Raw genomic sequence first — 26,069 nt, forward strand, 5'->3', positions numbered from 1 at the left:
AGCTCAGCCCAGACGACGGGCCTCGCTGACACCCGGCAAGGCGTCCAGCTTGCCAAGCAGATTGGACAGCTGCTCGTAGCCGTTCACCTTCAGTCGCAGCCGCAGATGGGCGCGGCCGCTGTTGCGCACGTTGTCGCTGTGGATGTCGAGCACGTAGGCGTCTTCCTGTGCGATCAGGTTGGTGATGTCCTTCAGCAGCCAGCGACGGTCAACGGCATCGACCACCACGTCCACTTCGTAGCCGCCACCGGCCTGGCCCCATTCCACCGGCAGGATCCGCTGCGGGCTGGTTGCGGCCAGGCGGGCCAGCGCCACACAGTCTGCGCGATGCACGGTGACACCCCGGCTACGGGTCAGGTAACCGACGATGGGTTCGCCGGCCACCGGCTGGCAGCACCGCGCCAGCTGCACCAGCAGGTTGCCCACGCCCTGCACGGTGAACTTGGACTTGCCCAGGTTCTCGCGGCGCGCGGTCGGTCGCGGCAGCGACGGCGGTGGTGCCGGCTGGCTGGCCGCGCGCTCGGCTTCCAGCAGCATCCGGCTTACCTGGTTCGGCCCGGTATCGCCCAGCGCCACCTGGATGTACAGGTCATCGACACTGTCGGCGTGGAACTTCTTCGCCGCCGCGGCCAGGTCCGAATGCTGCAGGCCCAGCCGCTTGAGCTCGCGTTCCAGCAGTTCGCGCCCGGCATGCACGTTGCGCGCGCGGTCCAGCTTGTGGAACCAGCTGCGCACCTTCTCCCGCGAGCGGTTGCTGGCCAGGAAGCCGTTGGCCGGCATCAGCCAGTCGCGGCGCGGATCGGCCTCCTTGCCGGTGAGGATCTCGACCCGGTCGCCACTGCGCAGCCGGTAGGTCAGTGGCACGATGCGGCCATTGACCTTGGCGCCGCGGCAGCGGTGCCCGACCATGGTGTGCACCTGGTAGGCGAAATCCAGCGGCGTGGCGCCCTGCGGCAGATCCAGCACCTCGTCCTTCGGGCTCAGCGCATAGACCCGGTCCTCGGTCAGCTCCGCGTCCAGCGCACCGGCCAGTTCATTGCCCTGCCCGTCCTGCGCCTGCTCCAGCAGCTGGCGCATCCAGGTGATCTTGCGGTCGAAGGACTTCTCGGCACCCTTGCCCCCTTCCTTGTACTTCCAGTGCGCGGCCACGCCCAGCTCGGCCTGCGCATGCATCTCGTGGGTACGGATCTGCACTTCGATGGTGCGCCCTTCCGGGCCGACCACGGCGGTATGCAGCGAGCGGTAGTCATTGGCCTTGGGCCGGGCGATGTAGTCGTCGAATTCGCTCGGCACCGGCGCCCACAGCGCATGCACCACGCCGAGCGCGGCGTAGCACGCGGCCACATCGTCGACCATCACCCGCACCGCGCGGATGTCGTACAGCTGGTCGAACGCCAGCCGCTTCTTCTGCATCTTCCGCCAGATGCTGTAGATGTGCTTGGGCCGGCCGCTGACATCGGCGCTGATGCCCTGCGCGGCCAGTTCGCGCGACAGCACCTTCTTGACGTTCTCGACGTAGCGCTCGCGGGCGACGCGGGTTTCGTCGACTTCGCGCGCGATGCGCCGATAGGTGTCCGGCTCCAGGTGGCGGAACGCCAGGTCTTCCAGCTCCCACTTCAGCTGCCAGATGCCCAGCCGGTTGGCCAGCGGTGCGTGGATGTCGCGGGTCAGCTGGGCCAGCGCACGGCGCTGTTCGTCATCCAGCTTGTCGGCCGCACGCATGCGCGCCAGCTGCCGGGCCAGCAGGATCGGTACCACGCGCAGGTCGCGGATGATCGCCAGCAGCAACCGGCGCAGGCCTTCGCTGTTGCGCCCGGCCTCGCGACCGGCGTGCAGGGCCCAGACCGGATCGGCCGCATCCTGGCCATCGAGCAGCCCGACCACCGCTGCCTTGTGGCTGCCCAGCGGCAGCGCCTCCAGATGCGCGCGCAGGCCGGGCAGATCGAACAACAGCGCGGCGACCACCGCGCCCTCGTCGGCCGACAGCATCGACAGCGCATCCAGGGTGTCGCCCAGCACCGACCAGCTGGCCCGCATCTGCGGATCACACCCCGGGGCCTCCCATTGCACGCGCAGGGCCTGGCGCAGCGGGGCAGGCAGCACCGCTGCCGAGGGACGATTCAACAAGGCATCCAGGCCGGGGACGGAAGCGCGGTTCACAGCATCGAGCAGGCAAGACAGAGGTCCCTACACTAGCGCCGCAGCCGTTCAGGAACAATCGCCGCGCGGCCATCGCCGGGCATGAGCTCATGCCGCTACACTCGCCGCAATCCAAGCAGAGAGACCTTCCATGCCCTCGAGCCCCGCGCATTCGTTCCGTCCACGGCTGCTGGCCTGCGCTGCCGTGCTGCTGTCCCTGTCGGCGCCGGCGCTGGCCCAGCGCGTGGTGCAGGGCGATCTGCAGCAGCAGATGTCGCCCGCCGAGTTCAAGGCCGCCGGCCTGGACAAGCTCGATGCCGCCGAGCTGGCCACGCTCAACCGCTGGCTGCAGGGCAAGGTGGAGGCAGCCACCACCCAGGCCGTGGCTGCGGTGCGCGAAGAAGCGCGCGAGGAAGGCCGCCAGGAAGTGATCGTGAAGAACCGCGGCTTCTTCGACTTCGGCAGCAACGAACCGATCAAGGCGGTGCTGCAGGGCGAGTTCCGCGGCTTCGGCCAGGGCCGCGTCTACGTGCTGGACAACGGCCAGCAGTGGGAGCAGACCGATACCACGTCCATTTCCGGGGTACGCAAGCAATCGCCGAAGGTCAGCATCAGCCCGGGGGTGATGGGCGTGTGGTACCTGAAGGTGGAAGGCGTGAACACCCAGCCCAAGGTGCGCCGCACCAAGTAGTGCCCAGCCGGCAACGGCCGCCGGCTGGGGCGGCCGTTACGCGGGTCATGCCTGGCGCAGGGCGGTGACCCGCTGCGCCAGCTTCTTCGCCGAGATGCCGGTGCGCGCCCCCAGTTCCTGGGCGAACAGCGAGACCCGCAGCTCTTCCAGGTCCCAGCGCAACGCCTGCCACTGCGGACGCTCGCGCAGGCCCTGCTGCTCGCCCACCTGCAACGCCTCCAGGAACGGATGCAGTTCGAGCATGCGCGCCTGGTCGCGCGGTGGGTCGCGCTTGGCCCGCTCAGTACGCAGGATCATCGCCTTCAGGTAACGCGGGTACTGCGCCAGCGCGTCGGCCGGGGTGTCGCGCAGGAAGCCGGGGTGGATCAGCCCCGCCAGCTGCGCTTCCATGTCATCCAGGTTGCCGCGTGCCCAGCCCATCAGCGGCGCTTCCAGCATCGGCTTCAGTTCGGCCACCAGCGCCAGGATGTTCTCGGCCAGCTTCAGCCGCGTCATCGCCTCACCGAACAGGGCCTTGGCGGCATGCTCGCGACGCTGCTCGAACGCCGCCGCATCGCGGATGTCTTCCAGTCCCTCGGCCAGCACCGCGTTCATTGCCGCATCGACCAGATCACCGCGCAGGCGCTCCTGCGATTCGATCGCCGCGTACAACAGGCCGGTCTTGGCGCCCACCGGCAACTGCTTGCGCGCCTGCTTGACCTTCTCGGCCAGCGCGATCTCCAGCAGGCGGCGCACGCCGAGCGGATGGGCCTCCTGCGCCTGCTGGCGGTCGGCGAAGATGCGCAGCGCCACGCTGTCGCCCTCGTCCAGCAGCGCCGGATAGGCCGGCACCCCTGCTTCGCCAGGCACCTGCAACGGAATCGGCGTGGCCGGGAAGCTGCGCAGCCCATCGGCCGCCATCTCGCGGCCGGCACGTGCGGCGAAGGCATCGCCGGCTCGGCCACCGAACGTCGCGCGCAGTGCCTCCAGGTCGCGCGAGGTCGCCAGCACCTTGCCGTGCTCGTCGCGCAGGCGCAGGTTCATGTGCAGGTGCGGCTCGATCGAATCCGGCTCGAAGTCGGTCGCCGCCACGGTGGCGCCGGTCGCGCGCGACAGGAAGCGCGCCAGTTCGCCGGTGATGGCATCGGCGCTGGGCTGCGGGAATGCTTCGAAGAACGCGCGTGCGAAATCCGGTGCGGGTACGTAGTTGCGCCGCATCGCCTTGGGCAGGCTGCGGATCAGCGCGGCGGCCTTGTCGGCCACGAAGCCCGGCGCCAGCCAGCCCAGCTGCACCGGATCCAGCGCATTGAGCAGGTGCAGCGGCACCTCCAGGGTCACGCCGTCGTCAGCGGCGCCCGGCTCGAAGCGGTAGTGCAGCGGCAACCGCGCCTGGCCCAGCGCCAGGTACTTCGGATAGCGCTCCTGTTCGCTGCCCTCGCCCGGCAGCAGATCGACCAGCGACCAGTGCAGGGTCTTGCGCTGTTCCGGCGGCAGCGCCTTCCACCAGGTGTCCAGGCCGGCTGCCGAATGGATCTGCGGCGGCACCCGGTCCAGGTACCAGCGGGCCTGCCAGTCCTCGTCGGCGACGATGCCAGCGCGGCGCAGCTTGGCCTCTTCCTCGCGCGCCTGCTCCAGCACCTTCTGGTTGTCGGCCACGAAGCTGGCGCGGGTGTTGATCTCGCCGGTCACCAGTGCCTGGCGCACGAAGATGTCATGCGCCTCGCCCGGTGCGATGCGGCCGTAATGCACCGGCTTCTTCGGCGCCAGCACCAGCCCGAACAGGCTGATCTGCTCCGACGCCAGCACCTGGCCCTGCGCACGCGACCAGTGCGGGTCGAAGTGCTTGCGCAGCAGCAGGTGCGGCAGCTCGGCAATCACCCAGTCCGGTTCGATCGACGCCAACGTCATGCCCCACACCTTCTGCGTATCCAGCAGGTTGGCGGCGAGCAGCCACGGCGGCGGGCGCTTGGACAGCGTGGACCCCGGGAACGGCAGGAAGCGACGCTGGCGTGGCGCCTGGAAATCGCCCTTCTCGGTGCGGTGGCCGATCTGCGTCGGCAGCCCGGCCACCAGCGCCCGGTGCAGGGTCTGGTAGGCTGCCGCACGCACGCGCTCGCTGTAGCCGCCGCCGGCCGGTGCCTGTTCCTTCTGCGCGCGCACGGCCACCGGGGCCGGTGCGGCCTCGGCCTTGCCTTCGCGGGCCAGCCGCGCGGCGCGATGCAGCTGGCCGCGGGTGGCCTTCACTGCAGCGGCATCGTCACGCACCGGGGCCGGCGCACTGCTGCCGGCCAGCAACGGTGCCATCGACGCCTCGCTGGCTTCTTCCTTCCAGCCCAGTTCCTCGCACAGCAGGCGCAGCTGGCGGTGCAGCTCGCGCCATTCGCGCATGCGCAGGAAGCCGAGGAAGTGCCGGCCGCACCAGTCGCGCAGCTTGGACTGGGTCAGATCTTCGTGGGCCTGCCGGTAGGCGTCCCACAGGCGCAGCACACCGACGAACTCGGAACGGCCATCGGCGAACTGCGCATGCGCGCTGTCGGCCGCACCGCGGGCTTCGGGCGGGCGCTCGCGCGGATCCTGGATGCCCAGGAACGAGGCGATCACCAGCATCGGCCGCAGGCAGCCGGCGGCCTGCGCAGCCACCAGCATGCGCGCCAGCTTCACGTCCACCGGCAGGCGCGCCATCTGCTTGCCGATGGCAGTCATGCGCCGCTCGGCATCGATCGCGCCCAGTTCGGTCAGCTGCTGCCAGCCGTCGGCCACCGCGCGTTCATCCGGCGCCTCCAGGAACGGGAAGTCCTCGATGCGCCCCAGACCCAGCTGCAGCATGCGCAGGATCACCCCGGCCAGGCTGGAGCGACGGATTTCCGGATCGGTGAACTCCGGCCGGGCCTGGAAATCGGCTTCGGCGTACAGGCGATAGCAGATGCCCTCGGCGATACGCCCACAGCGGCCCTTGCGCTGGTTGGCGCTGGCCTGCGAGATCGGCTCGATGTGCAGGCGGTCCAGCTTGTTGCGCGGGCTGTAGCGCTTGACGCGGGCGAAACCCGGGTCGACCACGTAGCGGATGCGCGGCACCGTCAGCGAGGTTTCCGCCACGTTGGTGGCCAGCACGATGCGCCGGTTCGGGCCCGGGTTGAACACCCGGTCCTGGTCCTGGTTGGACAGCCGCGCGTACAGCGGCAGCACCTCGGTGTTGCGGTACTTGCGCCGCTCCAGCGACTGGTGCGCATCGCGGATCTCGCGCTCGCCGGGCAGGAAGATCAGCACGTCGCCGCGCGCATCCAGTCGGGTGATCTCGTCGATGGCCGACACGATGGCATCGTTGACGGTGCGTTCGCCCTGCGCTTCGCCCTCGCCTTCCAGCGCGCGATAACGCACTTCCACCGGGAACGTGCGGCCTTCCACGCTGATCACCGGCGCATCGTCGAAATGCTGGGCGAAGCGTTCGGTGTCGATGGTGGCCGAGGTGACGATCAGCTTCAGGTCCGGGCGCTTGCGCAGCAGCTGCTTCAGGTAGCCCAGCAGGAAATCGATGTTGAGGCTGCGCTCGTGCGCCTCGTCGACGATGATCGTGTCGTAGTTCGACAGCCAGCGGTCACTGGCGATCTCCGCCAGCAGGATGCCGTCGGTCATGAACTTGATGCGGCTGTCGTCGCTGACCTTGTCGTTGAAGCGCACCTGGTAGCCGACCAGCTGGCCCAGCTCGCTCTGCAGTTCCTGCGCCACGCGGCTGGCCACCGCGCGTGCGGCAATCCGTCGCGGCTGGGTGCAGCCGATCATGCCGGCCTGGCCACGGCCCGCAGCCAGGCACAGTTTCGGCAGCTGGGTGGTCTTGCCCGAGCCGGTTTCACCGGCGATCACGACCACCTGGTGGTCGCGGATCAGTTCGATGATCGCCTCGGCTTCACGCGCAATCGGCAGCTGCGGGTCCAGAGTAATGGATGGCTGCTGCTGCGCCCGGACCTGCCGGCGCTGCACCGACGCCTGCAGGGCCTGCTCGAAGGTGGCGGCCAGCGCCGCATCCTGTGGCTTGGCCTGGCAACGCGAGAGCATCCCCAGCAAACGGCCCCGGTCGCGGCTCATGGCACCGTCGATGGCGGCGCGCTGCTGGCGCAGGCGGGGCGGCGGATTTTTATCGATAGAGTTCATCAATCGGTTCGTTCAAATCTTTGAAAGCGACCAGTCATCACGACTGATTTATTGTGAAGGCCAACGATTCCACAAGGAGGAACCCCATGGCGAAGACGAAGAGCACGACCAAGGCCAGGACCGGCAAGCAGAAGCTTGCAGCGGCGGCGCCGTCGGCCCCCAACATCGATATCGGGATCACCCAGGGCGACCGCAAGAAGATCGCCGACGGTCTGTCCCGTTTCCAGGCCGATGCGTTCACGCTCTACCTGAAGACGCACAACTTCCACTGGAACGTGACCGGGTCGATGTTCAACTCGCTGCACACCATGTTCGAGACGCAGTACACCGAGCAGTGGGCGGCACTGGACGACGTGGCCGAGCGCATCCGCGCACTGGGCTTCAATGCCCCGGGCTCCTACCGGGAATTCGCTGCGCTGACCTCGATCGCCGAGGAACCGGGCCTGACCGACAGTGCGGACTGGCGTGAAATGGTACGCCAGTTGGTGGTCGCCAACGAAGCGGTCTGCCGTACGGCGCGTGAAGTGCTGGACGTGGCGGCCAAGGGCGACGACGCCCCGACCGAGGATCTGATGACCCAGCGCCTGCAGACCCACGAGAAGTACGCCTGGATGCTGCGCTCGCTCCTCCAGTAAGGGTTTGGGGGCTCGGCAGGGCTTGCAGCCCTGCACCTGCTTCAATCCAAGGCAACGTCAAGGTCAACGTCAAAGGCGGGTTTGCTGAGGGTTGGCGGGGTGGGCTGGCAGGACCGTTGGCGCCATGGATGGGTTTACGGCGTGTCCTGCAAGTCCACACCGCCCCGCCCAACCAGCAGTTGCTCTGGCTGCTAGCAGGTGCGGGCGCAGCCCTGCCGAACCCCTACCACCCCCGCCGGGGTAAACTAGCCGGATGGCTTCCCGTCCCGCGCACGACCTGCTCCAACGCGTCTTTGGTTACGACGATTTCCGTGGTCCCCAGCAGGACATCGTGGAGCACGTGGCTGCCGGTCACGATGCCCTGGTGCTGATGCCCACCGGCGGCGGCAAATCACTGTGCTACCAGGTCCCCGCCCTGCTGCGTGACGGGGTCGGCATCGTCATCTCGCCGCTGATCGCCTTGATGCAGGACCAGGTCGAAGCCCTGCGCCAGCTTGGCGTGCGCGCCGAGTACCTCAATTCGACGCTGGACGCCGAAACCGCCGGCCGGGTCGAGCGCGAACTGCTGGCCGGCGAGCTGGACATGCTCTATGTCGCGCCCGAGCGCCTGCTGACCGGCCGCTTCCTGTCGCTGCTGGCGCGCAGCCGGATCGCCCTGTTCGCGATCGACGAGGCGCACTGCGTATCGCAGTGGGGCCACGATTTCCGCCCCGAGTACCGCCAGCTGACCGTGCTGCACGAACGCTGGCCGGACATCCCGCGGATTGCCCTCACCGCCACCGCCGATCCGCCCACCCAGCGCGAGATCGCCGAGCGCCTGGACCTGGCCGAGGCCCGCCACTTCGTCAGCTCGTTCGACCGCCCCAACATCCGCTACACCGTGGTGCAGAAGGACAACGCCCGCAGGCAGCTGACCGATTTCCTGCGCGGCCACCGCAGCGAGGCCGGCATCGTCTACTGCCTGTCACGGCGCAAGGTCGAGGAAACCGCCGAATTCCTGTGCGGCCAGGGCTTCAATGCCCTGCCCTACCATGCCGGCCTGCCCGCGGAGGTGCGCGCCAACAACCAGCGCCGCTTCCTGCGCGAGGACGGCATCGTCATGTGCGCCACCATCGCCTTCGGCATGGGCATCGACAAGCCCGATGTGCGCTTCGTCGCCCACACCGACCTGCCCAAGTCGATGGAAGGCTATTACCAGGAAACCGGCCGCGCCGGCCGTGATGGCGAAGCCGCCGAAGCCTGGCTGTGCTACGGACTGGGCGACGTGGTGCTGCTCAAGCAGATGATCGAGCAGTCCGAGGCCAGCGAGGAGCGCAAGCAGCTGGAGCGTTCGAAACTGGACCACCTGCTGGGCTACTGCGAGTCGATGCAATGCCGGCGCCAGGTCCTGCTGGCCGGCTTCGGTGAAACCTATCCCAAGCCCTGCGGCAACTGCGACAACTGCCTTGCCCCGCCTGCGGCCTGGGACGCGACGATCCCCGCCCAGAAGGCACTCAGCTGCGTGTACCGCAGCGGCCAGCGCTTCGGCGTCGGCCACCTGATCGACATCCTGCGCGGCAGCGAGAACGAGAAGGTCAGGCAGCAGGGCCACGACAAGCTCAGCACCTATGCGATCGGCCGCGACCTCGACGCCCGCACCTGGCGCAGCGTGTTCCGGCAACTGGTGGCGGCCAGCCTCCTGGAGGTGGACAGCGAGGGCCATGGCGGCCTGCGCCTGACCGACGCCAGCCGCGACGTGCTGACCGGTCGCCGCCAGATCAGCATGCGCCGCGACGCCGTCGGCGCCAGCGCCGGCCGCGAGCGCAGTGCCCAGCGCACCGGCCTGTCGGTGCTGCCGCAGGACCTGGCGCTGTTCAATGCCCTGCGCGGCCTGCGCGCCGAACTGGCGCGCGAGCAGAACGTACCGGCCTTCGTGATCTTCCACGACAGCACGCTGCGCAACATCGCCGAACAGCGCCCGACCTCGCTGGACGAACTGGCCCGGGTCGGTGGCATCGGCGGCACCAAGCTGAGCCGCTACGGCCCGCGCCTGGTGGAGATCGTGCGCGAGGAAGGCTGACCGTTCTGCCGTCCCGCGCTACACGCTCGCCGGGCATGGCCCGGCGCTGCCGCACCCCGTGCGCCGGGACATTGGTGCGGCTCCAACCTTGAACCAACCGTTCAGCCGGAAGTGCATCCGCGCCCGCTTGCGGCTAAATTGACGCCATGTCCCTCGCCTCGACCCTGCTCCGTGTCGTGCTCATGCTCAGCCTGTTGCTCAACGGGCTGAACGCGGCCATGGCCAGCGGCCACGAGGCGATGGGCGAGATGGCGCATGCCACCGCTGCCGATGACGGCGATCCCGACTGCCATCACCACGCGGCCATGCAGGCCGAGGCGCCAGCGCAGGCCCAGCCACCGGCCCACGACGCCCACTGCCAGATCAAGGACTGCGTGCGCAGCTGCGCCCAGCATCCGCTGCTGGTGGTGCAGCCACTGCCGTTCCTGGCCGGCCCGGGCTTGTCGCTGGCCCCGCAACCGATGCCGGCCACTGGCCGTCCGGCGCCGCCGCTGCCGCCGATCTCACGCCCTCCCATCGGCTGATTCCACACGCACCGTGCGCCCTGCGCACCGAAGCCGGCTGCCTGCCGGCGTCTTTCCGTGTCTGGAGTCATCACCATGAGTACCCGCATTCCCCCCGGCCTGGGCGAGCTGCCCAAGCCGTCACGCCGCCTGTTCGTTCAGGGACTGGCCGCCGGCGGCGTGGTTGCCGGCGTTGCCGCCGTCGGCGTGCCGCAGCGCGCGCTGGCCGCTGCCAGCGCCGCGCCGCGCCTGGCCGCCTCCCCCGCCGTCCTCCGCGACAGCCGCATTGAACTGGCCATCGGCGAATCGCTGGCCAACTTCACCGGCCGCACGCGCCCGGCGATCACCGTCAACGGTTCACTGCCCGCGCCGATCCTGCGCTGGCGCGAGGGCCAGACCGTGGACCTGTTCGTGCGCAACACGCTCGAACACCACCCCACCTCGATCCACTGGCACGGCATCCTGCTGCCGGCCAACATGGACGGCGTGCCTGGCCTGAGCTTCAACGGCATCGGCCCGGGCGAGACCTACCACTACCACTTCCAGCTCAGGCAGTCGGGGACCTACTGGTACCACAGCCACTCGATGTTCCAGGAGCAGGCCGGCCTGTACGGCGCACTGATCATCGACCCGGCCGAACCGGCGCCGTACCGGTACGACCGCGAACACGTGATCATGCTCTCGGACTGGACCGACATGGACCCGGGCGCACTGTTCCGGCGCATGAAGAAGCTCGCCGAGCACGACAACTACTACAAGCGCACCCTGCCCGACTTCCTGCGTGACGTGAAGCGCGACGGCTGGTCGGCCGCACTGGCCGACCGTGGCATGTGGGGACGGATGCGGATGACGCCCACCGACATCTCCGACATCAACGCGCACACCTACACCTACCTGATCAACGGTACTGCGCCGGCCGGCAACTGGACCGGGCTGTTCCGCAGCGGCGAGAAGGTGCTGCTGCGCTTCATCAACGGCGCCTCGATGACCTACTTCGACGTGCGCATCCCCGGCCTGAAGATGACCGTGGTCGCCGCCGACGGCCAGTACATCCATCCGGTCAGCATCGACGAATTCCGCATCGCACCGGCCGAGACCTACGACGTGCTGGTGGAACCGAGCGGGCAGGATGCCTACACGATCTTCTGCCAGGACATGGGCCGCACCGGCTTTGCCGCCGGTACGCTGGCGGTACGCCATGGCCTGCAGGCGCCGATTCCCGCGCGCGACCCGCGCCCGCTGTTGACGATGAGCGACATGGGTCATGACATGGGCGGTGGCGGCCATGGTGGCCACGACATGACCGCGATGAAGGGCATGGAAGGCGGTTGCGGCGCCAGCATGGGCCACGCTGCGCATGGCGGCGGCGATGGCGCCGGCAAGGCGCCAAGGCACCCGGCCAGCGAACGCAGCAACCCGCTGGTGGACATGCAGAGTTCGGCCACCGCACCGAAGCTGGACGACCCTGGCATCGGCCTGCGCGACAACGGCCGCCAGGTCCTGACCTACGGTGCGATGCACAGCCTGTTCGAAGATCCGGATGGCCGCGAGCCCAGCCGCGAGATCGAGCTGCACTTGACCGGGCACATGGAGAAATTCTCCTGGTCGTTCGATGGCATTCCCTTTGCCAGCGCCGAACCACTGCGGCTGAACTACGGCGAGCGCATGCGCATCGTGCTGGTCAACGACACCATGATGCAGCACCCGATCCATCTGCACGGCGTGTGGAGCGACCTGGAGAACGCGCAGGGCGAATTCCAGGTGCGCAAGCACACCATCGACATGCCGCCCGGCACCCGCCGCAGCTACCGCGTGCGCGCCGATGCACTCGGCCGCTGGGCCTACCACTGCCATCTGCTGTACCACATGGAAGCGGGCATGATGCGCGAAGTGAGGATCGAAGAATGAGCCGGTCACTGCTTTCCCCCAGCCTGCTGGCGCTGGGCCTGGCCGCCGCACTGCCGGTGTTCGCGCAATCGCACGCCGGGCACGGCATGGCCACGATGGCTCCGCCGGCGAAGACTGCGACGTCCGCGGCCGTACCGGCGGACCATTCAAAGATGGACCATTCAAAGATGGACCACTCAAAGATGGACCATTCGAAGATGGATCACTCGACGATGGACCATGGCACGGTGCCACCGGCGGCGATGGACCCTTCCACGATGGATCATTCCACGATGGACCACGCCGCGATGGGTCACCGTGCGCCCGCGCCCACCGAACCGCGCGAACCGATCCCGGTGCCCACCGATGCCGACCGCGCCGCCGCCTTCCCGCCGATCGCCCATGGCGCCATGGAGCACGCGCCGGAGATCAACAGCCTGCTGCTGATCGACCGCCTCGAACACTGGGACGGCAAGGACAGCAACGGCCAGGCCTGGGAGGCCAGCGGCTGGGTCGGCGGCAACATCAACCGCCTGTGGCTGCGCAGCGAGGGCGAACGCAGCAATGGCCGCACCGAATCATCGGCGATCGAAGCTCTGTATGGCCGCAGCGTGTCGGCATGGTGGGACGTGCTGGTCGGCGTGCGCCAGGACTTCCGGCCGGCCGACTCGCGCACCTGGGCGGCGGTCGGCATCCAGGGCCTGGCGCCGTACAAATTCGAAAGTTCGGCCACGCTGTACCTGGGCTCCGGTGGCCAGGTGCTGGCCACCGCCGAAGTCGAGTACGACGTACTGCTGACCAACCGGCTGATCCTGCAACCGCTGCTGGAAGCCACGGTGGCAGCCAAGGACGAACCGGAGTACGGCATCGGCCGCGGCCTCAACAAGGTCGAAGCCGGGCTGCGCCTGCGCTACGAGTTCAGCCGCCGCTTCGCGCCCTACATCGGCATCAGCCACGAACGCAGTTTCGGCGACAGCGCCGACTACGCCGGTGGCCACGCGCGCGACACGCGCTGGGTGGCGGGCGTGCGCATGTGGTTCTGAGCAACGGAGCCTGAGCACTGGCCAGCCCCGGCAACCGCCGGGGCCGGCTACACTGCGGCACGTTCCACGACAGACCCGCCCATGTCGCTGCAGATCCGCCGCGCCACCCTCGCCGACGTCGACGCGTTGTCGGCGATCGCCATTGCGACCTATACCGAAACCTGGGGCGATTCCTATCCGCCGCAGGACCTGCACCGCTTCCTGCAGGACCACTACGGCATCGCGCCGCAGCGAGCGGAACTGTCCGATCCGCGCAGTGCGATCTGGCTGCTGGTGGACGGCGCTACCGTGGTCGGCTACCTCGCCGCCGGCGCCAACACCTTGCCGCATGCCGAGGCACGCCAGGGCGACGTCGAACTGAAGCGGCTGTACATCCTGGCCGCGCACCAGAACGGTGGCCATGGCGCGCGCCTGATGGAGGCGTTCCTGCGCTGGCTGGACCAGCCCGTGCGCCGCACCCTGTGGGTCGGCGTCTGGGAAGAGAACTTCGGCGCGCAGCGCTTCTACGCGCGATACGGCTGCCTCAAGGCCGGCGAGTACGATTTCATCGTCGGCGACAGCCGCGACCGCGAGTTCATCCTGCGCCGGCCCTGACCGGCTTCAGAAATCGAACAGCTCGGAGAGGAAGCTTTCCTTCTTCTTTTTCTTGTAGCCGTGGCCGTACTGCTGGCCGCGGTTGTCCTCATAGCGCTGGCCAAGGTGGCGGGTGTCGCGGTGCATCACCGGCGGTGGCGCAGCGGCCGGCTGCGCGTGTACCGGTGCGGGCGGCGGCACTGCAGCACCGGCACCGGCGCGTTCGATGATCTTGTCCAGTTCACCACGGTCCAGCCACACACCGCGGCAGCCGGGGCAGTAGTCGATCTCGATGCCGTGGCGTTCGGCCATCTGCAGGGTCTGGGTGGTGCACACGGGGCACTGCATGGGCGTCGCTCCTGTTGGTCAGCCTTCGACTCTACCTGTACGTCGATGACTGTTCGGCAACATGACCGATGGCACAGAGACTTACGGCGCGTGCCCGCACGCTGGCGGCCGCACACACTGCGGGTTCATCCGGCAAGGAACGCGCGCATGCCCACCCCCTTCCGCCTGTCCACCGGCGTTCGCCTGCTGCTGGTGCTGCTTGGCGTCGGCCTCGGCCTGAACCTGCGCGACATCAGCGCCGCAGCGGGCCTGCCGATACCCGCCTTGCCCATCCCGTATGGCGGCAGCCTGCTCGACAACGCCCTGGCCGTGCTGGTGGCCGTACTGCTCACCGCCCTGCTGCGGCCCCGTGGCCGGGGCGTGACGGACAGCCTCGGCCTGCACTGGAACGGCGCCCGCGGGCCGGCGTGGGTGCTGCTGGCCAGCCTGCCGTGCTGGCTGGGGCTGGCGTTGCTCGGCACGCCCAATGCCGCACTGACCGCACTGGATGCGGCGATGCTCGCCGTGCTGTTCCCGCTGGCCGAGGAAGCGCTGTTCCGCGGCCTGGGCTTCGTGCTGCTGGTGAAGATCGTGCGCGGCCCCTGGCCCCTGCTGGCCCTGCCGCAGGCGCTGTTGTTCGGTGGCGTGCACTGGCTGGGCTTCGGCGGCTTCGACGGCGGCGGCGTCGCCCTGTGGGTCGGCGCGGTCATCGCGCTGGGCGGTTTCATCTTCGCCTGGCTCGATCACCTGGACGGCGACACCCTGTGGTGCGGCCTGGCGCTGCACGTGTCGATGAACCTGGCCTGGAACGTGTTCAGCCTCGATGACGCCGTCGCGCTGGGCTGGCAGGCCACCAGCCTGCGCATCGGCACGGCGGTGCTGGCGGTGGGCGTACTGGCCTGGCAGGTGCGCCGCCGGCGCGCTGTAACGGCGCGTTAGCTGCCCCTGCACGCCGGTATCACCCAAGGCTTGCGCATACTTGCGCGCCTTTTCACCGTTGCTGTCCGGAGTTGTCGCGTCATGTTGCTGTCCAAGCGCCACGTTGAACCCCGCGTCCTGCTGATCGAGGACGCGGAGGAAACCCGCGAGTTGAGCCGCCTGGCGCTGGAAAGCCAGGCCTGCCACGTGGTGGGCGTGAGCTCGGCCGAAGCCGCGCTGGGTCTGCTGGCGGCCGGTGAACGCTTCGACCTGCTGTTCACCGACGTCAACCTGGGTGCGGTCAGTGGCATCGACGCCGCCAACCAGGTACGCGGCCTGTATCCCAACCTGCCGATCCTGGTGACCTCCGGCATGGACCAGCACACGGTGCTGCCGCAGCTGCGCGATGGCATCCACTTCCTGCCCAAGCCGTACAACATGAGCGACCTGCTCGATGCCATCCGGCTGTGCTTCCGCCATGCCGATGCAGGCGTGCTGGTGGATGTACAGGCCGCCTGAGGCCCCACCCACCGTCAGCCGCCGGTGTACGGCCCTTTGCCTGGCAGCACCTCCAGCAGCGCACGGGTAATCACCCGTGGATACACCGTGAGATGGTCCTCGCCGTCAATCACCACGTTGTCCACCTGCAGCATGCGGCCGCTGCGCTCGAGCTGTGCAGTGAAGTCAGCGGTCTGCCGCAGCATGTCGTTGCCGGTGGAATAGCGCGGCCCCGGCTTGTCGGTTTCATAGCTGCCCACCGACAGCAGCACACGGGTGGGCCGGGTCGGCACGACGGCGTCGTCCTGCATGCGCGGCAGCAGCAGCTGGTCGAACCACAGCGAAGGACTCGACAGGATGTAGGTGCTGAACATGTCCGGCCGGGTGGTCAGCACGTAGGCGCCAAACAATGCGCCATAGGAATGGCCCGCGAAAGCGCGCCGGGCCGGGTCGGTGCGGTAGCGCGCATCGATCATCGGCAGCACCTGCGTGGCCAGCAGGTCGCGGTAGTGCGCGGCACCGCCGTAGATGACGTCATCACTGTAGTCGTCATCGGCAGTGCGAACCGGGGTGCTGGGGGTGTAGTCGCGCGAGCGGCTCTGCTTGGATGTCAGGCCTTCCTGTGGCGGCAGCCCGACCAGGATGAAGTCTTCAATGTTCTGCCCCTGCTGCCCCACCAGGTTGCGCACGCTGCGCACCAGCGGGAAGCTGTACAGCGCATCGGTCACGTACAGCACCGGGTAGCGCTTCTGCGGGTGTTCGGCATAGCCGGCCGGCAACGCCACCCAGATCGGATAGTCGCGGCCCGCCGGATCGTGCACGCGCTGGGTTTCGGTATCCGGAAGCACCACGCCCGTCACGACCGTGGCCGCGCTTTGCTTCGCTTCATGCCGCGTTGCCGGTGGCGCCACCGACATCGCACAGCCACTCACGGCCAGGCAGGCCGCCACACTCCATCCACGCACACGCTGCATCCGCGCTCTCCTGTTGCGGGCGGCGCACCGGGGCGGCGCCGCTGCTGCATCCTCACATGCCGCGCCGCTGCGCGCCACGCGGGATCACGGCGCCGCCTCCGGCGGTGCCGGGAACAGCGTGCGCAGCGCCTGCAACGCCGCGGGGTGGTAGATCGTGGCGTGGGTTTCTTCCGGCAGCGGCTGGTACTTCACCAGCGTTGCCGGCGCGGCCTGCTGCAGCTGCGCCGCAAGCTTCGCGCTGGCCTCGGCCAGTTCCGGCTGGCCACTGCTGGCAAGGAACACGCGCGGCCCAGCCTTGGCGACGGCCGGCAAGCGCTTCGGCGCGGTCGCCAGCAGCGCACCCTGGTTCCACCACAGGCTGGGATCCAGGGCGATATAACTGTTGAACAGGTTCGGTTCCTGCAGCAGTGTCTCGACCACGAACAGCCCGGCCAGCGACTCGCCGATCAGCGCGCGTTCGTCGGTGGTGGCGTAGCGCTGGCGCACCTGCGGCATCAGTTCGTCGCGCAGGAAGCTGCGGTAGGCCGCCGATCCGCCAATACGCGGCGCAATCTTCTGGTCCTGCGGGTCGTTGCTGGGACCGGTCATGTCGCGACGGCGCTCGGTGTTTTCGATGCCGACCAGCAGGAACGGACGCATACGGCCGTTGCCGCTCAGCACCTGCACCAGACCGGCCACGTGCAGGAAATCTTCGCCGATACCGCCGTCGGGCATGTAGAGCACCGGCAGCGGCGTCTTCGGGTCCAGGCCCCAGGGCTGCGGGCGATACACGTTGATGCGGCGGGTTTCGCCAAGTGCCTTCGACTGCACGGTGAAGCTCTCACCGATCACCAGCGGGGCCGCCGGCGCAGCCTGCGCGGACGCTACCGGTTCGGCCGCCAGCAGCGGCGCGGCGGATGCAGCAGACAGAAGCAGCGACAGCACGATCAAGCGCATGGTTGGACCCATCCTGGAGAGGAGGCCGAGGATAGCGCCACGCGGGCCGTGCCGGAGGCTTCATCCCGGCCAGGATGCCCGGGCACCGCTGCCGGGCGCTCGATCTGGATCGGCGACCCCCATCAGCGTGCGTCCGGCCACGCGCAAGCCGCATCGCCTCAACGCCGATCCAGTTCGATCACTGCCTGGCAGGCGCGGAGCTGGTCGTCGGCATCGCGTCCGATTCGAACAAGCGCTGCCGCAACCTCTGCTCGTAGTTGGGCGCCCGCATCACGTTCGAGGGCGCCGGCGGCGGCCGCGGACAGGCGACCGGTATGGCAGGCGGCGAGGTCGTCGCGCAGGCGGAGACTGCCAGCACGCAGGGCAGCCACCACATCGGCATCAACCTCGGCCGCACGTTCCCGATCCTGTTCATGCTTTTCTCCCACCAGGGCCATCGCCCCGGTCTGATTTTCCAGTTGTCCGCGCAATCCACGCTCTGCCTGCAGGGCCTGCGCGTGCTGGACCGAGGCCGCGCCCGCCATGACCGAATCACTGCGGTCGCCGCGCCAGGACCAGCCCGCTGCGAACATCGCAAGCGACCACGCCAGCAGCAGCGCCATCGCAACCATCACGCGCGGCATGAGCTACTGCTCCGCCACGCAGCGTGCGTGCCGCTGCTGCTGCCGCTGCCATACACCCCAGCAGATGGTGTTGGGGCGACCGTCCACCCGCGTGGAACAGTCATAGCCCCCTGCCCGCTTCCACAGCAGCAACGCATCGCAGGCCTGGCGGTATTCACCACGCAGCAGATGGCGGCGCATCGACGATCCCTGCCAGTTGCCGATGCCGTACTGATAGAGGAAATCGACGTAGACGTCGTATTCCCCCTGGGTCAAGGCAACGGCGGGCAGTGATGCGCGGAACTGCGCCTCTTCCCGCGCCAGGTGGGCCTGCACCGTGTGCAATGCACGCACCGGCGTGGTGCGATCACCCAACCGCACCGGTGCGCCATCGTCGCGCAGGGTCGAGCCAAATCCATAGGTCGGCCGATCGTTGCGGGTCGGCACCACCGCCGTCTCGGTGTAGCCTTCGTGGTCAACGATGGCGATCAGCCCTGCCGCGCTCAGCACCAGCGCAGCCACCAGGCGTCGTATCGGCAGTGCCGGGGCAGGCGCGCTCACTCGCGCCCCTTCCGCCGCCACTCACGCAGCCAGCGCCAGCCCAGATAGGCGATCTGCGCTGCCAGATAGATGATGGTCAGGACCACCACCAGGCGGTCCAGGGTAATGCCGGCGGCGAGCGCACCGGCGACGGTGACCGGCGGCGCCGATTTGGCCGCCGCTGCGCCCACCGCGCTGAAGAGTTCTTCTTTCATGGGAAGTCCAGGATTGGATAGCGACCACCGCTTGCAACGGTGGACAGGAGAGGGGCCCGCCTCGTTGCCGGCGGGGCACGAGGGTTCATCCGGTCGAGAGGCGGGCGAAAGAGTCGGTCCGCCGCTCAGGCGGCCTGGGCGATGCCCTCCATCCAGCCACGTATGCGCTGGAAGCCGAGTTCGACCAGGGTGAGGTAATGGCGGTTGGACACCGGCCGCTGACCGCAGTTGGCCAGCAGCAGGTTGGCGGTCTCGAAGCGCTCGACCTTGCGCCGGCCGCGTCCGCAGTAGTAACCGCGCAATGCGCAGGCCATCGCCACGTTGTCGCGCGCGACGGCAGTGACGATGTCCTCGATCTGCTGCGCCAGCTGGTCGGTTTCCAGCGGCTTGTAGCCCTGCGCGCGCCCGGGCATGTCGCCCCGATGCTCGATCAGCACCGCCAGCAGGTTGCGCGACTGGAAGCCGAGGTATTCGCAGTCGCGATGCAGGGCGAATTCGCCACCCCAGTGTTCCAGGCGACCGCGGACGTACTCACCGAACGTATCAAGCTGCATGGGGGGCTTCTCCTTGGCGGGACGAGGGACCTGGACCGAACACGTCCGGGCGCAGGGATTCACGGCGGACGGCACCGGCCGTCGCCAGTTCGATCCGCCGGCACAGGCGTGCGCCGGGCAGCTTGTGTCCGCGGGCGATCATGTAGAGGGTCCGCAGCGCGCAACCGGTCTGGTGGGCCAGGCGGCGCATCACGGGGCAGCTGGGGGTGCCGTAGCCCCCTTGGGAGATGGCGTAGTCGATGAGGTCCATGGGGCATACATTACCGTCAAGGTAATGGATAGTCAATACCGTTTTGGTCATTTGCTGGATTGGTAATGCAGCGCACCATCTACAGATGGACGCCAGTACCGCTCGCACCCTCAACATGCGCCTCCGCGTGGCCGCGGCCGGCGGCCCGGCCGAATGGGCCCGTCTGTTCGGCGGCACCCGCTGGGCACAGCCGCAGGTCAGCCAATGGATCTCGGAGAGCAATCCGAAGAGCATCGGACACCGGCTTGCACGCGATCTCGAGACAGTGATGCAGCTCCCACACGGAACGCTGGATCGTGCCGATCAAGACGGTGAGATGTCGCTTCAGTCTCAATCTACGGGACTGGATTTCGAGAAGATGAGCGCTGCGGTCAAGGTGCTTTCGCACTACCTGGAGCTGGTCGGCGATCCACCGGAATGGATCTACGATCCCGTGCTGCTGGAGACCGCATTCCTGGTCGTGGACGAGTTCGGTCAGCCTTCGGCGCCGGACAACGTGCTCGACCTGACAAAGCTTCTGGCAAAACGGATCAGGGAGGCGAAGGATGACTCACACGCGACTCGAGGAGCTCGCACAGCGGTTGGCCGCTAGGACCCAGGAACTGCGCGGCGGGCGCAACCCGGCCCCGGCATTGCGGGTGGTGGCGGGAGACGCACAGGCACTCCGCGGGGAGAGGCGCATGGACGCGATCATGCGCGAGTGGCACTGCCGCATGATCCGCAACGTGCGCCGGCGCTGGGGTGAGCCCATGCAGCATGTGATCGATCAGGCGTGCTGCGGCGTGGTAGACATCGAGCATCTCGCCGACGACGCGCTGATCCAGCTGCACAAGGACATGGAACGCGCTGAAGAGTGCATCCGCGAGGGTATTTCCTTCCATGACGCCGGGCTGCTGCGCGCCCACTACGGCTGAAACCGGCCGGGGCCGGTCGGTAACGGCCGGCCCGGGGCCACGCATTCATTACCCGTTATGCCTGAAAAATTACCCATAAGGTAATAATGCCCTTGCCTGCGCGGTGACAGCGGGAACCTGCGGCTGGGCGCTGGCGTCTCGGCACCGATCCGCCCTTCTTCGTAGTTGCTGCAGCGTGTATGGGCCGGCGCCCTACGGACGGCGTGTGCAGCCATAGCTGGCGGTCTTGGCCGGTGGCGCGGAGGATGCAGAAAGAGCACGCCATGAAGTGCGCAGGCGTGGTGGGGCGACGAGTGCGCGCGCCGGATCAGAGGAGCGTTGACTCTGCGATGGCGCGATAGTCCAGGTATCGCCTGCAGCGCGTCCATCGCCACGACGCGGTCGTGTGCTTTCAACCCCCTGGCGATGCATGTGAGGGTGCGCGGTGCTAGCATTCGGCCCCCACATGGAAGGCAAGGGCATGGGCACACAGCACCGAATGGAGTCACTACAGTGCCTGCGCGGCGTTGCCGCGCTTGCGGTCGTTCTCTTCCACCTGCGCGGCGTGGAGATCAAGTACCTGCAAGGGCCCGCGATTCTGGACGCTGTTGCAAGGTATGCAGATGCAGGCGTTGACCTGTTCTTCGTGCTGTCCGGGTTTGTAATGACCACCGTGTCAGTGGGACGTTACGGTAAGGACGGGGCAAGTTCACAGTTCCTGGCCAAGCGCGCATGGCGGGTGCTGCCGATGTACTGGATCTTCACCACACTGGTTGTCGTGCTGATGGCGCTGGCGCCGGGCATGGTGAACACCTCGTACGAGAACCAGAGCGTGCTGGCGTCCTACCTGCTGATTCCACATGCACAGCTGCCCGTACTTACCGTAGGGTGGACGCTGGTGCACGAAGCCTACTTCTATCTCGTGTTCGCCAGTGCGATTGCATTGGTACCCGAGCGCTTCGTGCCGGCCTTCCTGCTGGCGTGGGCCGCTGCGGTTGGCGCGGCGCACTGGTCTCCGGATGGACCGGCCATGCCAGCCCATCACTTGGTCACAAACCCGCTAACCTACGAATTCATCGCCGGGGCCCTGCTCGGCCTGTACTGGCGACGCATCCCCTCATGGTTTGCACTGCCGTTGTTCTCCACGGGTATCGCAGGGGCGATGACGGCTGCTGCGCTGCTCCCTGAAGAGGGGCCAGCAAGCATGAACGTGCATACACGCGTGGCACTGTTCGGTAGTGCGTCGGTACTGCTGCTGGCAGGTAGTGTTCGAATGGAAGCGTTGAATCGCCTGCGCGCGCCTCTCTGGCTGATGCGCCTTGGTGACTCGTCCTACTCCCTCTACTTGACCCACATCTTCGTGATATCTGCCGCTGGGCGCCTGTGGGCGATGCTGGTTCCATCGACCGGGTGGCCCGCGCACCTGGCCTTCGTGATGGGAACAACCCTCGCGTGCTGCCTGGTCGGCTACATCGTGCATGTCCGCCTCGAGCGGCCTCTGCTGGCTCTGCCCCGTCGCTGGCGAGCCAGCCGCCAGCCGATCTCCGACTAACCGCGCGGCGAGACCCGTCACAGGTAAGCCGCCCGCAGGCGGCTCGTGGTGCGGGCGGATGGCACGATTGCGCAGAGCCCAGACGGCCCTTGGCCATAGCGAAGTCCCGGCGCCTCACGGGCCAGCAACAGATTCTTGCTGGTGGAGCGAGGCAGCGAGCCGGACACCACGCTCACCCTCGGCACTTCATCACCGAAGCGATCCGCGTAGGTGTCATCGCCGAGGAGGATCGATTCGCGCGGCACGGCCTCACGCATCGCGGCATCGACAACAAGGCCGCCGGTGGACACAGGGCGGACTCGATGCAGCGCCGCCATGACCAGGAAGTACGCGTGGTTCAACCACCCCGGAAGCGCAACGCACGTGAGCGTGGAACCACGCAACGTTCCCGCCAATTCTCCCGTCGGCATGAAAAAGGCGCCCAGCGGGCGCCTAAGTCATTGATTGCATTGGTGGGCCGTGAAGGATTCGAACCTTCGACCAAAAGATTAAAAGTCTTCTGCTCTACCGACTGAGCTAACGGCCCATGCAACACCTGCCTTTCGGCGGGGTCCGCATTCTACCCTACTTTGCCGGACCACGCGAAACTCCCGGTGTGTGTTCGACATGTGCAGTGCAGGCGCGTGAGCACGCGCTGCCGCCCGCCTTAAACCTTCCTGACCACCGTCGCATCCCATCGGTGATTCCCACCCGGAGCCATCGATGCGCCGCTTCTGCTGCCTGATCACCGCCCTGCTGCTGCCCTGCACCGCCCTGGCCACCCCATCACAGGTCATGACCGAAGACATCGCCCGCTTCTGGACCACTTACGATGCGGTGCGCGCCGAGCCCGATGCCGAACGCCGCGTGGCGCTGGTGCAGCAGCGCTATATCGATCCGGGCAGCCCCGGCCTGCATGCGCTGATGCAGGTGCGCCACTACACCGCCCGCGAGTACGCCGAGGCCATGCAGGCCTGGCCGCGTTTCTGGACGTCGGTGCGGCCGCTGACCGCCAACGCGCGGCAGGCCAGTGCCACGCTGGAGCAGGACCTGGCTGCCTTCCGCAGGCTTTACCCGGCGCTGCGCCCGGCCAGCATCACTTATGCCGTCGGTGTGCTGCGCACCGGCGGCACGACGCTCGGCCACCAGGTGCTGATCGGCGCCGAGATGGCGTTGGGCGACGCGAGCGTGGATGTGAGCGAGCTGCCCGAACCGCTGCGCAGCCGCCTGCGGACCTTCTACGACAGCCATCCTGGCGCGAACAACGCACAGAACAACCTGCACGAGTACGTACATACCCAGCAGCGCGAGACCACCGGCAGCTTGGCCCAGTACGCGGTGCGCGAAGGCGTGGCCGAGTACGTGGCGGAACGGCTCAGCGGCCGCCGCCCAGCGCTGCCGCTGTATACCTACGGGCCCGCGCACGAAGCCGAGATCCGCAGGCGCTTCGTTGCCGAGATGGACGGAGACATCCTCGACAACTGGCTGTACAACAGTGCCCGCAATCCGTTCGGGGTGAGTGATGTGGGCTACTACGCCGGCTACCGCATCGCCCAGGAGTACATGCGCCGGCAGGCGGATGCGCAGGCGGGCATCGCGCGGATGATCGAGCTGGACTACCACGATCCGGACGCGGTGCGGGCCTTCATCGAGGCGTCGGGGTGGTTGCAGCAGCGGTAGTGCCGGGACAGAGAGTGCGAACCAACGGTTCGCACCCACCAGGCGCGATCAGGCGTACAGCGTCGGGTCGGCCACGCCAGCGTCGGCGAAGCCCTGCGCACGCAGTCGGCAGGCATCGCAGTGGCCGCAGGCGGCGCCGTTGGCATCGGCGTTGTAGCAGGACACGGTCAGGCCGAAGTCCACGCCCAGGCGCACGCCTTCGCTGACGATCTGGCCCTTGCTGAGGAACTGCAGCGGGGCGTGCACCTGGATGCCTGCGCCCTCCACGCCCGACTTGGTAGCCAGGTTGGCCAGCGCCTGGAACGCAGCCACGAACTCGGGGCGGCAGTCGGGGTAGCCGGAGTAGTCCACGGCATTGACGCCGCAGAAGATGTCGTTGGCGCCGAGCACTTCGGCCCAGCCCAGCGCCAGCGACAGCATGATGGTGTTGCGCGCCGGCACGTAGGTGACCGGGATGCCCTCGCCGCCGGCGTCGGGCACGTCGATGTCGTCGGTCAGCGCCGAGCCGCCGATGGCGCGCAGGTCCACGTCCACGGTCTTGTGCGCGACCACGCCCTGGGCCTTGGCCACCCGGGCGGCGGCATCCAGTTCGGAGGTGTGGCGCTGGCCGTAGCGCACGCTCAGCGCGTGCACGGCGAAGCCCTGCTCCTGGGCCATGGCGATGACGGCGGCTGAATCCATGCCGCCGGAGAGAAGCACGACTGCCTTCTTCATGGGAAATCTTCCGGTTGGGAGGGGAAAGCCAGCACGCTGTCCCGCGCCGGAGCTACATCAGGGAACGCGGCAGCGGCTCATCGGCCCGGCTCGTCGTTCCACAGGATTTTATGCAACTGCATCTGGAAGCGCACCGGCAGGCGGTCTTCGACGATCCAGTCGGCCAGCTGGCGCGCGGTGATCTCGCCCTTGCTGGGCGAGAAGAACACCGTGCAGCGGTTCACCAGCTGCTGCTCGGCCAGCAGGGCCTTGGCCCAGTCGTAATCCTCGCGGCTGCAGATGACGAACTTGATCTGGTCGCGCGCGGTCAGCAACGGCAGGTTCTCCCAGCGGTTGCGCGCCACTTCGGCCGAACCCGGGGTCTTGATGTCGACCACGCGCGACACGCGCGGATCCACCGCGCTGACGTCCAGCGCGCCGGAGGTTTCCAGAGACACGTCCATGCCGGCATCGCACAGCTTCTGCAGCAGGACCAGGCAGCGCTTCTGTGCCAGCGGCTCGCCACCGGTCACGCAGACGTGGCGCACGCCCTGGGCCAGCACCTCGGCCACGATATCGTCGATGTCCCACCAGGTGCCGCCGTGGAAGGCGTAGGCGGTGTCGCAGTACTGGCAGCGCAGCGGGCAGCCGGTCAGGCGTACGAACACGGTCGGCCAGCCGGCGGTATCGGCTTCGCCCTGCAGCGAGGTGAAGATCTCGGTGATCTTCAGGCGTGGCAGGGGCGACTGCACGATCTCACTGGGGGTGGCGGCGGCGCTGGACGGGGAAACGGCGGTCATGACGGGTACTTCTTGGGGGCACGTGGCGGGTGGGCTACCGTGGCCGGTAACGGAAGCAGCCGGGCAGGGCTCGGCTCTACAACAGCAACCGAGCGGGTATGTCCCAGCCGGATCCGGAAACGAAAGCAGCCGAGCATGGGCTCGGCTCTACGGGGTACCTATTGTACGCCGGGTCAGCGGATCAGCGGATCTGCCGGCCGAGACGGATCGACTGCAGACGGTCCTGCGCGGTACGCGCGGCGTCCGAGCCCGGGTATTGCGCCACGACGGTCTCCAGCGTCTGCTGGGCCTGGTCGATCTTGCCCTCGCCATACTGCGAGAGGCCGACCTTGAGCAGGCCGCCAGCGGCCTTGTCGTGGGTGGGATAGCGCGAGATCAGTTCACGGAACCGGGATTCGGCCATCGGGAAATTGCGGGTGGCGTAATAGCTCTCGCCCAGCCAGTACAGCGCATTGGGGGCGTAGACGCCATTCGGGTACAGCTCCAGGAAACTCAGGAACAGCTGCGCCGAATCATCGTACTTGCCGGCCTTCAGCGAATCGAAGGCAACGTTGTAGGTCGTCCGCTCGTCGCCGGTGGCGGCAAGGCTGCCCGGGTCACCATGGACAGAGGGCGGCCGCTCGGAAGTGGCCGCCGCTGCGGGAAGTGCCGGGGCCGGAGCGGCCTTCGGCGCGCTCGCCGGAACGGGCGGCAGGGCCGGGGCGGCATTGCCCCCTTCCAACCGGTTCAGGCGGCTGTCCAGATCCAGGTACTGGTCCTGGGCGGACTGCTTGAGCTGGGCGTTGTCGTGCTGCAACTGCTCGATCGAGGCCTGCAGGCTGGTCACCTGCTGCCGCAGCTGGTTGATCTGGTTCAACAGGTCCTGGTTGGCACTGTTGTTGTACATCTGCTGCTCGAGCGAACCGACACGGTCGGCCAGGCTCTGACGTTGTGCATGCGCCGGTGCGGCAGCCACGAGGGCTGCCGCAACGACCAGCATCAGTGTGATGCCAATGCGCAT

27 protein-coding genes and 1 tRNA gene are annotated in these 26,069 nt (G+C 67.9%); 13 read left to right on the top strand and 15 right to left on the bottom strand.

Going from position 1 to position 26,069, the window contains the following annotated elements; translation table 11 throughout:
* Nucleotides 1-3: 3 nt before the first annotated feature.
* Entirely contained in the window at nt 4-2,160 is a 2,157-nt protein-coding gene (locus tag Q5Z10_RS16625) for a bifunctional (p)ppGpp synthetase/guanosine-3',5'-bis(diphosphate) 3'-pyrophosphohydrolase (protein ID WP_303636483.1), read from the bottom strand.
* Nucleotides 2,161-2,290: 130 nt separating this feature from the next.
* On the opposite strand from Q5Z10_RS16625, the gene Q5Z10_RS16630 reads away from it, so the two are divergent.
* Nucleotides 2,291-2,830: a hypothetical protein gene (locus tag Q5Z10_RS16630; protein WP_303636484.1), complete on the top strand. Its 540-nt coding sequence runs from the start codon at nt 2,291-2,293 to the stop codon at nt 2,828-2,830.
* Between the two features lie 45 nt (nt 2,831-2,875).
* Here Q5Z10_RS16630 and hrpA read toward each other — a convergent pair whose 3' ends face one another.
* Complete coding sequence (gene hrpA / locus Q5Z10_RS16635; protein ID WP_303636485.1) at nt 2,876-6,958, bottom strand: ATP-dependent RNA helicase HrpA; 4,083 nt, start codon at nt 6,956-6,958, stop codon at nt 2,876-2,878.
* An 86-nt stretch (nt 6,959-7,044) separates the two neighbouring features.
* Here hrpA and Q5Z10_RS16640 point away from each other — a divergent pair, with 86 nt between their 5' ends.
* From Q5Z10_RS16640 to Q5Z10_RS16665, 6 genes are all read left to right on the top strand, one after another.
* Nucleotides 7,045-7,593, top strand: a complete 549-nt coding sequence (locus Q5Z10_RS16640) for a Dps family protein (RefSeq protein ID WP_303636486.1) — start codon at nt 7,045-7,047, stop codon at nt 7,591-7,593.
* Between the two features lie 253 nt (nt 7,594-7,846).
* Complete coding sequence (recQ, locus tag Q5Z10_RS16645) at nt 7,847-9,652, top strand: DNA helicase RecQ (RefSeq protein WP_303636487.1); 1,806 nt, start codon at nt 7,847-7,849, stop codon at nt 9,650-9,652.
* Between the two features lie 146 nt (nt 9,653-9,798).
* Nucleotides 9,799-10,176, top strand: coding sequence for a CopL family metal-binding regulatory protein (locus tag Q5Z10_RS16650; RefSeq protein ID WP_303636488.1), 378 nt, complete (start codon nt 9,799-9,801; stop codon nt 10,174-10,176).
* A gap of 75 nt (nt 10,177-10,251) precedes the next feature.
* Nucleotides 10,252-12,063, top strand: a complete 1,812-nt coding sequence (locus Q5Z10_RS16655; protein WP_303636489.1) for a copper resistance system multicopper oxidase — start codon at nt 10,252-10,254, stop codon at nt 12,061-12,063.
* On the top strand, nt 12,060-13,085 hold the full coding sequence (locus Q5Z10_RS16660; protein ID WP_303636490.1) for a copper resistance protein B: 1,026 nt from the start codon (nt 12,060-12,062) through the stop codon (nt 13,083-13,085). The genes Q5Z10_RS16655 and Q5Z10_RS16660 overlap by 4 nt, the downstream gene beginning before the upstream one ends.
* 81 nt (nt 13,086-13,166) lie before the next feature.
* Nucleotides 13,167-13,679 carry a GNAT family N-acetyltransferase gene (locus tag Q5Z10_RS16665; RefSeq protein WP_303636491.1) on the top strand — a complete coding sequence of 171 codons (513 nt, stop codon included), beginning with the start codon at nt 13,167-13,169 and terminating at the stop codon, nt 13,677-13,679.
* Nucleotides 13,680-13,685: 6 nt separating this feature from the next.
* Here Q5Z10_RS16665 and Q5Z10_RS16670 read toward each other — a convergent pair whose 3' ends face one another.
* Nucleotides 13,686-14,006, bottom strand: coding sequence for a TFIIB-type zinc ribbon-containing protein (locus Q5Z10_RS16670; RefSeq protein ID WP_303636492.1), 321 nt, complete (start codon nt 14,004-14,006; stop codon nt 13,686-13,688).
* A 147-nt stretch (nt 14,007-14,153) separates the two neighbouring features.
* On the opposite strand from Q5Z10_RS16670, the gene Q5Z10_RS16675 reads away from it, so the two are divergent.
* Together Q5Z10_RS16675 and Q5Z10_RS16680 are read left to right on the top strand one after the other, a co-directional pair.
* The gene (locus Q5Z10_RS16675; RefSeq protein WP_303636493.1) at nt 14,154-14,924 is read left to right on the top strand and encodes a CPBP family glutamic-type intramembrane protease; all 771 of its coding nucleotides are present in this window, start codon (nt 14,154-14,156) and stop codon (nt 14,922-14,924) included.
* A gap of 81 nt (nt 14,925-15,005) precedes the next feature.
* Nucleotides 15,006-15,422: a response regulator gene (locus Q5Z10_RS16680; RefSeq protein WP_303636494.1), complete on the top strand. Its 417-nt coding sequence runs from the start codon at nt 15,006-15,008 to the stop codon at nt 15,420-15,422.
* Between the two features lie 14 nt (nt 15,423-15,436).
* Here the strand turns inward: Q5Z10_RS16680 and Q5Z10_RS16685 are convergent, their stop codons facing one another.
* From Q5Z10_RS16685 to Q5Z10_RS16715, 7 genes are all read right to left on the bottom strand, one after another.
* Entirely contained in the window at nt 15,437-16,375 is a 939-nt protein-coding gene (locus Q5Z10_RS16685) for an alpha/beta hydrolase (RefSeq protein WP_303636495.1), read from the bottom strand.
* Nucleotides 16,376-16,459: 84 nt separating this feature from the next.
* Entirely contained in the window at nt 16,460-17,311 is an 852-nt protein-coding gene (locus Q5Z10_RS16690) for an alpha/beta hydrolase (protein WP_303636496.1), read from the bottom strand.
* Nucleotides 17,312-17,469: 158 nt separating this feature from the next.
* Nucleotides 17,470-17,934 carry a lysis system spanin subunit gene (locus tag Q5Z10_RS16695; protein WP_303636497.1) on the bottom strand — a complete coding sequence of 155 codons (465 nt, stop codon included), beginning with the start codon at nt 17,932-17,934 and terminating at the stop codon, nt 17,470-17,472.
* A gap of 3 nt (nt 17,935-17,937) precedes the next feature.
* On the bottom strand, nt 17,938-18,474 hold the full coding sequence (locus Q5Z10_RS16700; protein ID WP_303636498.1) for a glycoside hydrolase family protein: 537 nt from the start codon (nt 18,472-18,474) through the stop codon (nt 17,938-17,940).
* Nucleotides 18,471-18,668, bottom strand: coding sequence for a hypothetical protein (locus Q5Z10_RS16705; RefSeq protein WP_303636499.1), 198 nt, complete (start codon nt 18,666-18,668; stop codon nt 18,471-18,473). Before Q5Z10_RS16705 ends, Q5Z10_RS16700 begins: the two co-directional genes overlap by 4 nt.
* 125 nt (nt 18,669-18,793) lie before the next feature.
* Complete coding sequence (locus tag Q5Z10_RS16710) at nt 18,794-19,222, bottom strand: hypothetical protein (protein WP_303636500.1); 429 nt, start codon at nt 19,220-19,222, stop codon at nt 18,794-18,796.
* Entirely contained in the window at nt 19,212-19,472 is a 261-nt protein-coding gene (locus Q5Z10_RS16715) for a helix-turn-helix domain-containing protein (protein ID WP_303636501.1), read from the bottom strand. The genes Q5Z10_RS16710 and Q5Z10_RS16715 overlap by 11 nt, the downstream gene beginning before the upstream one ends.
* Nucleotides 19,473-19,557: 85 nt before the next feature.
* On the opposite strand from Q5Z10_RS16715, the gene Q5Z10_RS16720 reads away from it, so the two are divergent.
* From Q5Z10_RS16720 to Q5Z10_RS16730, 3 genes are all read left to right on the top strand, one after another.
* The gene (locus Q5Z10_RS16720) at nt 19,558-20,064 is read left to right on the top strand and encodes a hypothetical protein (protein WP_303636502.1); all 507 of its coding nucleotides are present in this window, start codon (nt 19,558-19,560) and stop codon (nt 20,062-20,064) included.
* 88 nt (nt 20,065-20,152) lie between these two features.
* Nucleotides 20,153-20,386, top strand: coding sequence for a hypothetical protein (locus Q5Z10_RS16725; RefSeq protein WP_303636503.1), 234 nt, complete (start codon nt 20,153-20,155; stop codon nt 20,384-20,386).
* Nucleotides 20,387-20,831: 445 nt separating this feature from the next.
* On the top strand, nt 20,832-21,917 hold the full coding sequence (locus Q5Z10_RS16730; protein ID WP_303636504.1) for an acyltransferase family protein: 1,086 nt from the start codon (nt 20,832-20,834) through the stop codon (nt 21,915-21,917).
* A gap of 17 nt (nt 21,918-21,934) precedes the next feature.
* Here the strand turns inward: Q5Z10_RS16730 and Q5Z10_RS16735 are convergent, their stop codons facing one another.
* A complete protein-coding gene (locus Q5Z10_RS16735) occupies nt 21,935-22,258 on the bottom strand; it encodes a hypothetical protein (protein ID WP_303636505.1) in 324 nt (107 codons plus the stop codon).
* A gap of 109 nt (nt 22,259-22,367) precedes the next feature.
* Nucleotides 22,368-22,443 (bottom strand) — tRNA-Lys (locus Q5Z10_RS16740).
* A 176-nt stretch (nt 22,444-22,619) separates the two neighbouring features.
* Between Q5Z10_RS16740 and Q5Z10_RS16745 the strand changes: the two genes are divergently transcribed.
* Nucleotides 22,620-23,576 (top strand): DUF2268 domain-containing putative Zn-dependent protease, encoded by a 957-nt coding sequence (locus Q5Z10_RS16745; RefSeq protein WP_303636506.1) that lies wholly within the window; start codon nt 22,620-22,622, stop codon nt 23,574-23,576.
* A 48-nt stretch (nt 23,577-23,624) separates the two neighbouring features.
* Here the strand turns inward: Q5Z10_RS16745 and queC are convergent, their stop codons facing one another.
* The 3 genes from queC to ybgF all read right to left on the bottom strand — a co-directional run bounded on the left by queC (nt 23,625) and on the right by ybgF (nt 26,069).
* Nucleotides 23,625-24,290, bottom strand: a complete 666-nt coding sequence (queC, locus tag Q5Z10_RS16750) for a 7-cyano-7-deazaguanine synthase QueC (protein WP_303636507.1) — start codon at nt 24,288-24,290, stop codon at nt 23,625-23,627.
* A 77-nt stretch (nt 24,291-24,367) separates the two neighbouring features.
* Entirely contained in the window at nt 24,368-25,069 is a 702-nt protein-coding gene (gene queE, locus Q5Z10_RS16755) for a 7-carboxy-7-deazaguanine synthase QueE (protein WP_303636508.1), read from the bottom strand.
* Nucleotides 25,070-25,250: 181 nt separating this feature from the next.
* On the bottom strand, nt 25,251-26,069 hold the full coding sequence (gene ybgF, locus Q5Z10_RS16760) for a tol-pal system protein YbgF (protein ID WP_303636509.1): 819 nt from the start codon (nt 26,067-26,069) through the stop codon (nt 25,251-25,253).

This window comes from Stenotrophomonas sp. 704A1, from assembly GCF_030549525.1.
Lineage (GTDB): Bacteria > Pseudomonadota > Gammaproteobacteria > Xanthomonadales > Xanthomonadaceae > Stenotrophomonas > Stenotrophomonas tuberculopleuritidis.

Bases quoted from the DNA above. Each gene is read 5' to 3' on its own strand.
- Q5Z10_RS16630 (WP_303636484.1), top strand. From the start codon at position 2,291: ATGCCCTCGAGCCCCGCGCATTCGTTCCGTCCACGGCTGCTGGCCTGC.
- hrpA (WP_303636485.1), bottom strand. From the start codon at position 6,958: ATGAACTCTATCGATAAAAATCCGCCGCCCCGCCTGCGCCAGCAGCGC.
- Q5Z10_RS16640 (WP_303636486.1), top strand. From the start codon at position 7,045: ATGGCGAAGACGAAGAGCACGACCAAGGCCAGGACCGGCAAGCAGAAG.
- recQ (WP_303636487.1), top strand. From the start codon at position 7,847: ATGGCTTCCCGTCCCGCGCACGACCTGCTCCAACGCGTCTTTGGTTAC.
- Q5Z10_RS16650 (WP_303636488.1), top strand. From the start codon at position 9,799: ATGTCCCTCGCCTCGACCCTGCTCCGTGTCGTGCTCATGCTCAGCCTG.
- Q5Z10_RS16655 (WP_303636489.1), top strand. From the start codon at position 10,252: ATGAGTACCCGCATTCCCCCCGGCCTGGGCGAGCTGCCCAAGCCGTCA.
- Q5Z10_RS16660 (WP_303636490.1), top strand. From the start codon at position 12,060: ATGAGCCGGTCACTGCTTTCCCCCAGCCTGCTGGCGCTGGGCCTGGCC.
- Q5Z10_RS16665 (WP_303636491.1), top strand. From the start codon at position 13,167: ATGTCGCTGCAGATCCGCCGCGCCACCCTCGCCGACGTCGACGCGTTG.
- Q5Z10_RS16670 (WP_303636492.1), bottom strand. From the start codon at position 14,006: ATGCAGTGCCCCGTGTGCACCACCCAGACCCTGCAGATGGCCGAACGC.
- Q5Z10_RS16675 (WP_303636493.1), top strand. From the start codon at position 14,154: ATGCCCACCCCCTTCCGCCTGTCCACCGGCGTTCGCCTGCTGCTGGTG.
- Q5Z10_RS16680 (WP_303636494.1), top strand. From the start codon at position 15,006: ATGTTGCTGTCCAAGCGCCACGTTGAACCCCGCGTCCTGCTGATCGAG.
- Q5Z10_RS16685 (WP_303636495.1), bottom strand. From the start codon at position 16,375: ATGCAGCGTGTGCGTGGATGGAGTGTGGCGGCCTGCCTGGCCGTGAGT.
- Q5Z10_RS16690 (WP_303636496.1), bottom strand. From the start codon at position 17,311: ATGCGCTTGATCGTGCTGTCGCTGCTTCTGTCTGCTGCATCCGCCGCG.
- Q5Z10_RS16695 (WP_303636497.1), bottom strand. From the start codon at position 17,934: ATGCCGCGCGTGATGGTTGCGATGGCGCTGCTGCTGGCGTGGTCGCTT.
- Q5Z10_RS16705 (WP_303636499.1), bottom strand. From the start codon at position 18,668: ATGAAAGAAGAACTCTTCAGCGCGGTGGGCGCAGCGGCGGCCAAATCG.
- Q5Z10_RS16710 (WP_303636500.1), bottom strand. From the start codon at position 19,222: ATGCAGCTTGATACGTTCGGTGAGTACGTCCGCGGTCGCCTGGAACAC.
- Q5Z10_RS16715 (WP_303636501.1), bottom strand. From the start codon at position 19,472: ATGGACCTCATCGACTACGCCATCTCCCAAGGGGGCTACGGCACCCCC.
- Q5Z10_RS16720 (WP_303636502.1), top strand. From the start codon at position 19,558: ATGGACGCCAGTACCGCTCGCACCCTCAACATGCGCCTCCGCGTGGCC.
- Q5Z10_RS16725 (WP_303636503.1), top strand. From the start codon at position 20,153: ATGGACGCGATCATGCGCGAGTGGCACTGCCGCATGATCCGCAACGTG.
- Q5Z10_RS16730 (WP_303636504.1), top strand. From the start codon at position 20,832: ATGGAAGGCAAGGGCATGGGCACACAGCACCGAATGGAGTCACTACAG.
- Q5Z10_RS16745 (WP_303636506.1), top strand. From the start codon at position 22,620: ATGCGCCGCTTCTGCTGCCTGATCACCGCCCTGCTGCTGCCCTGCACC.
- queC (WP_303636507.1), bottom strand. From the start codon at position 24,290: ATGAAGAAGGCAGTCGTGCTTCTCTCCGGCGGCATGGATTCAGCCGCC.
- queE (WP_303636508.1), bottom strand. From the start codon at position 25,069: ATGACCGCCGTTTCCCCGTCCAGCGCCGCCGCCACCCCCAGTGAGATC.
- ybgF (WP_303636509.1), bottom strand. From the start codon at position 26,069: ATGCGCATTGGCATCACACTGATGCTGGTCGTTGCGGCAGCCCTCGTG.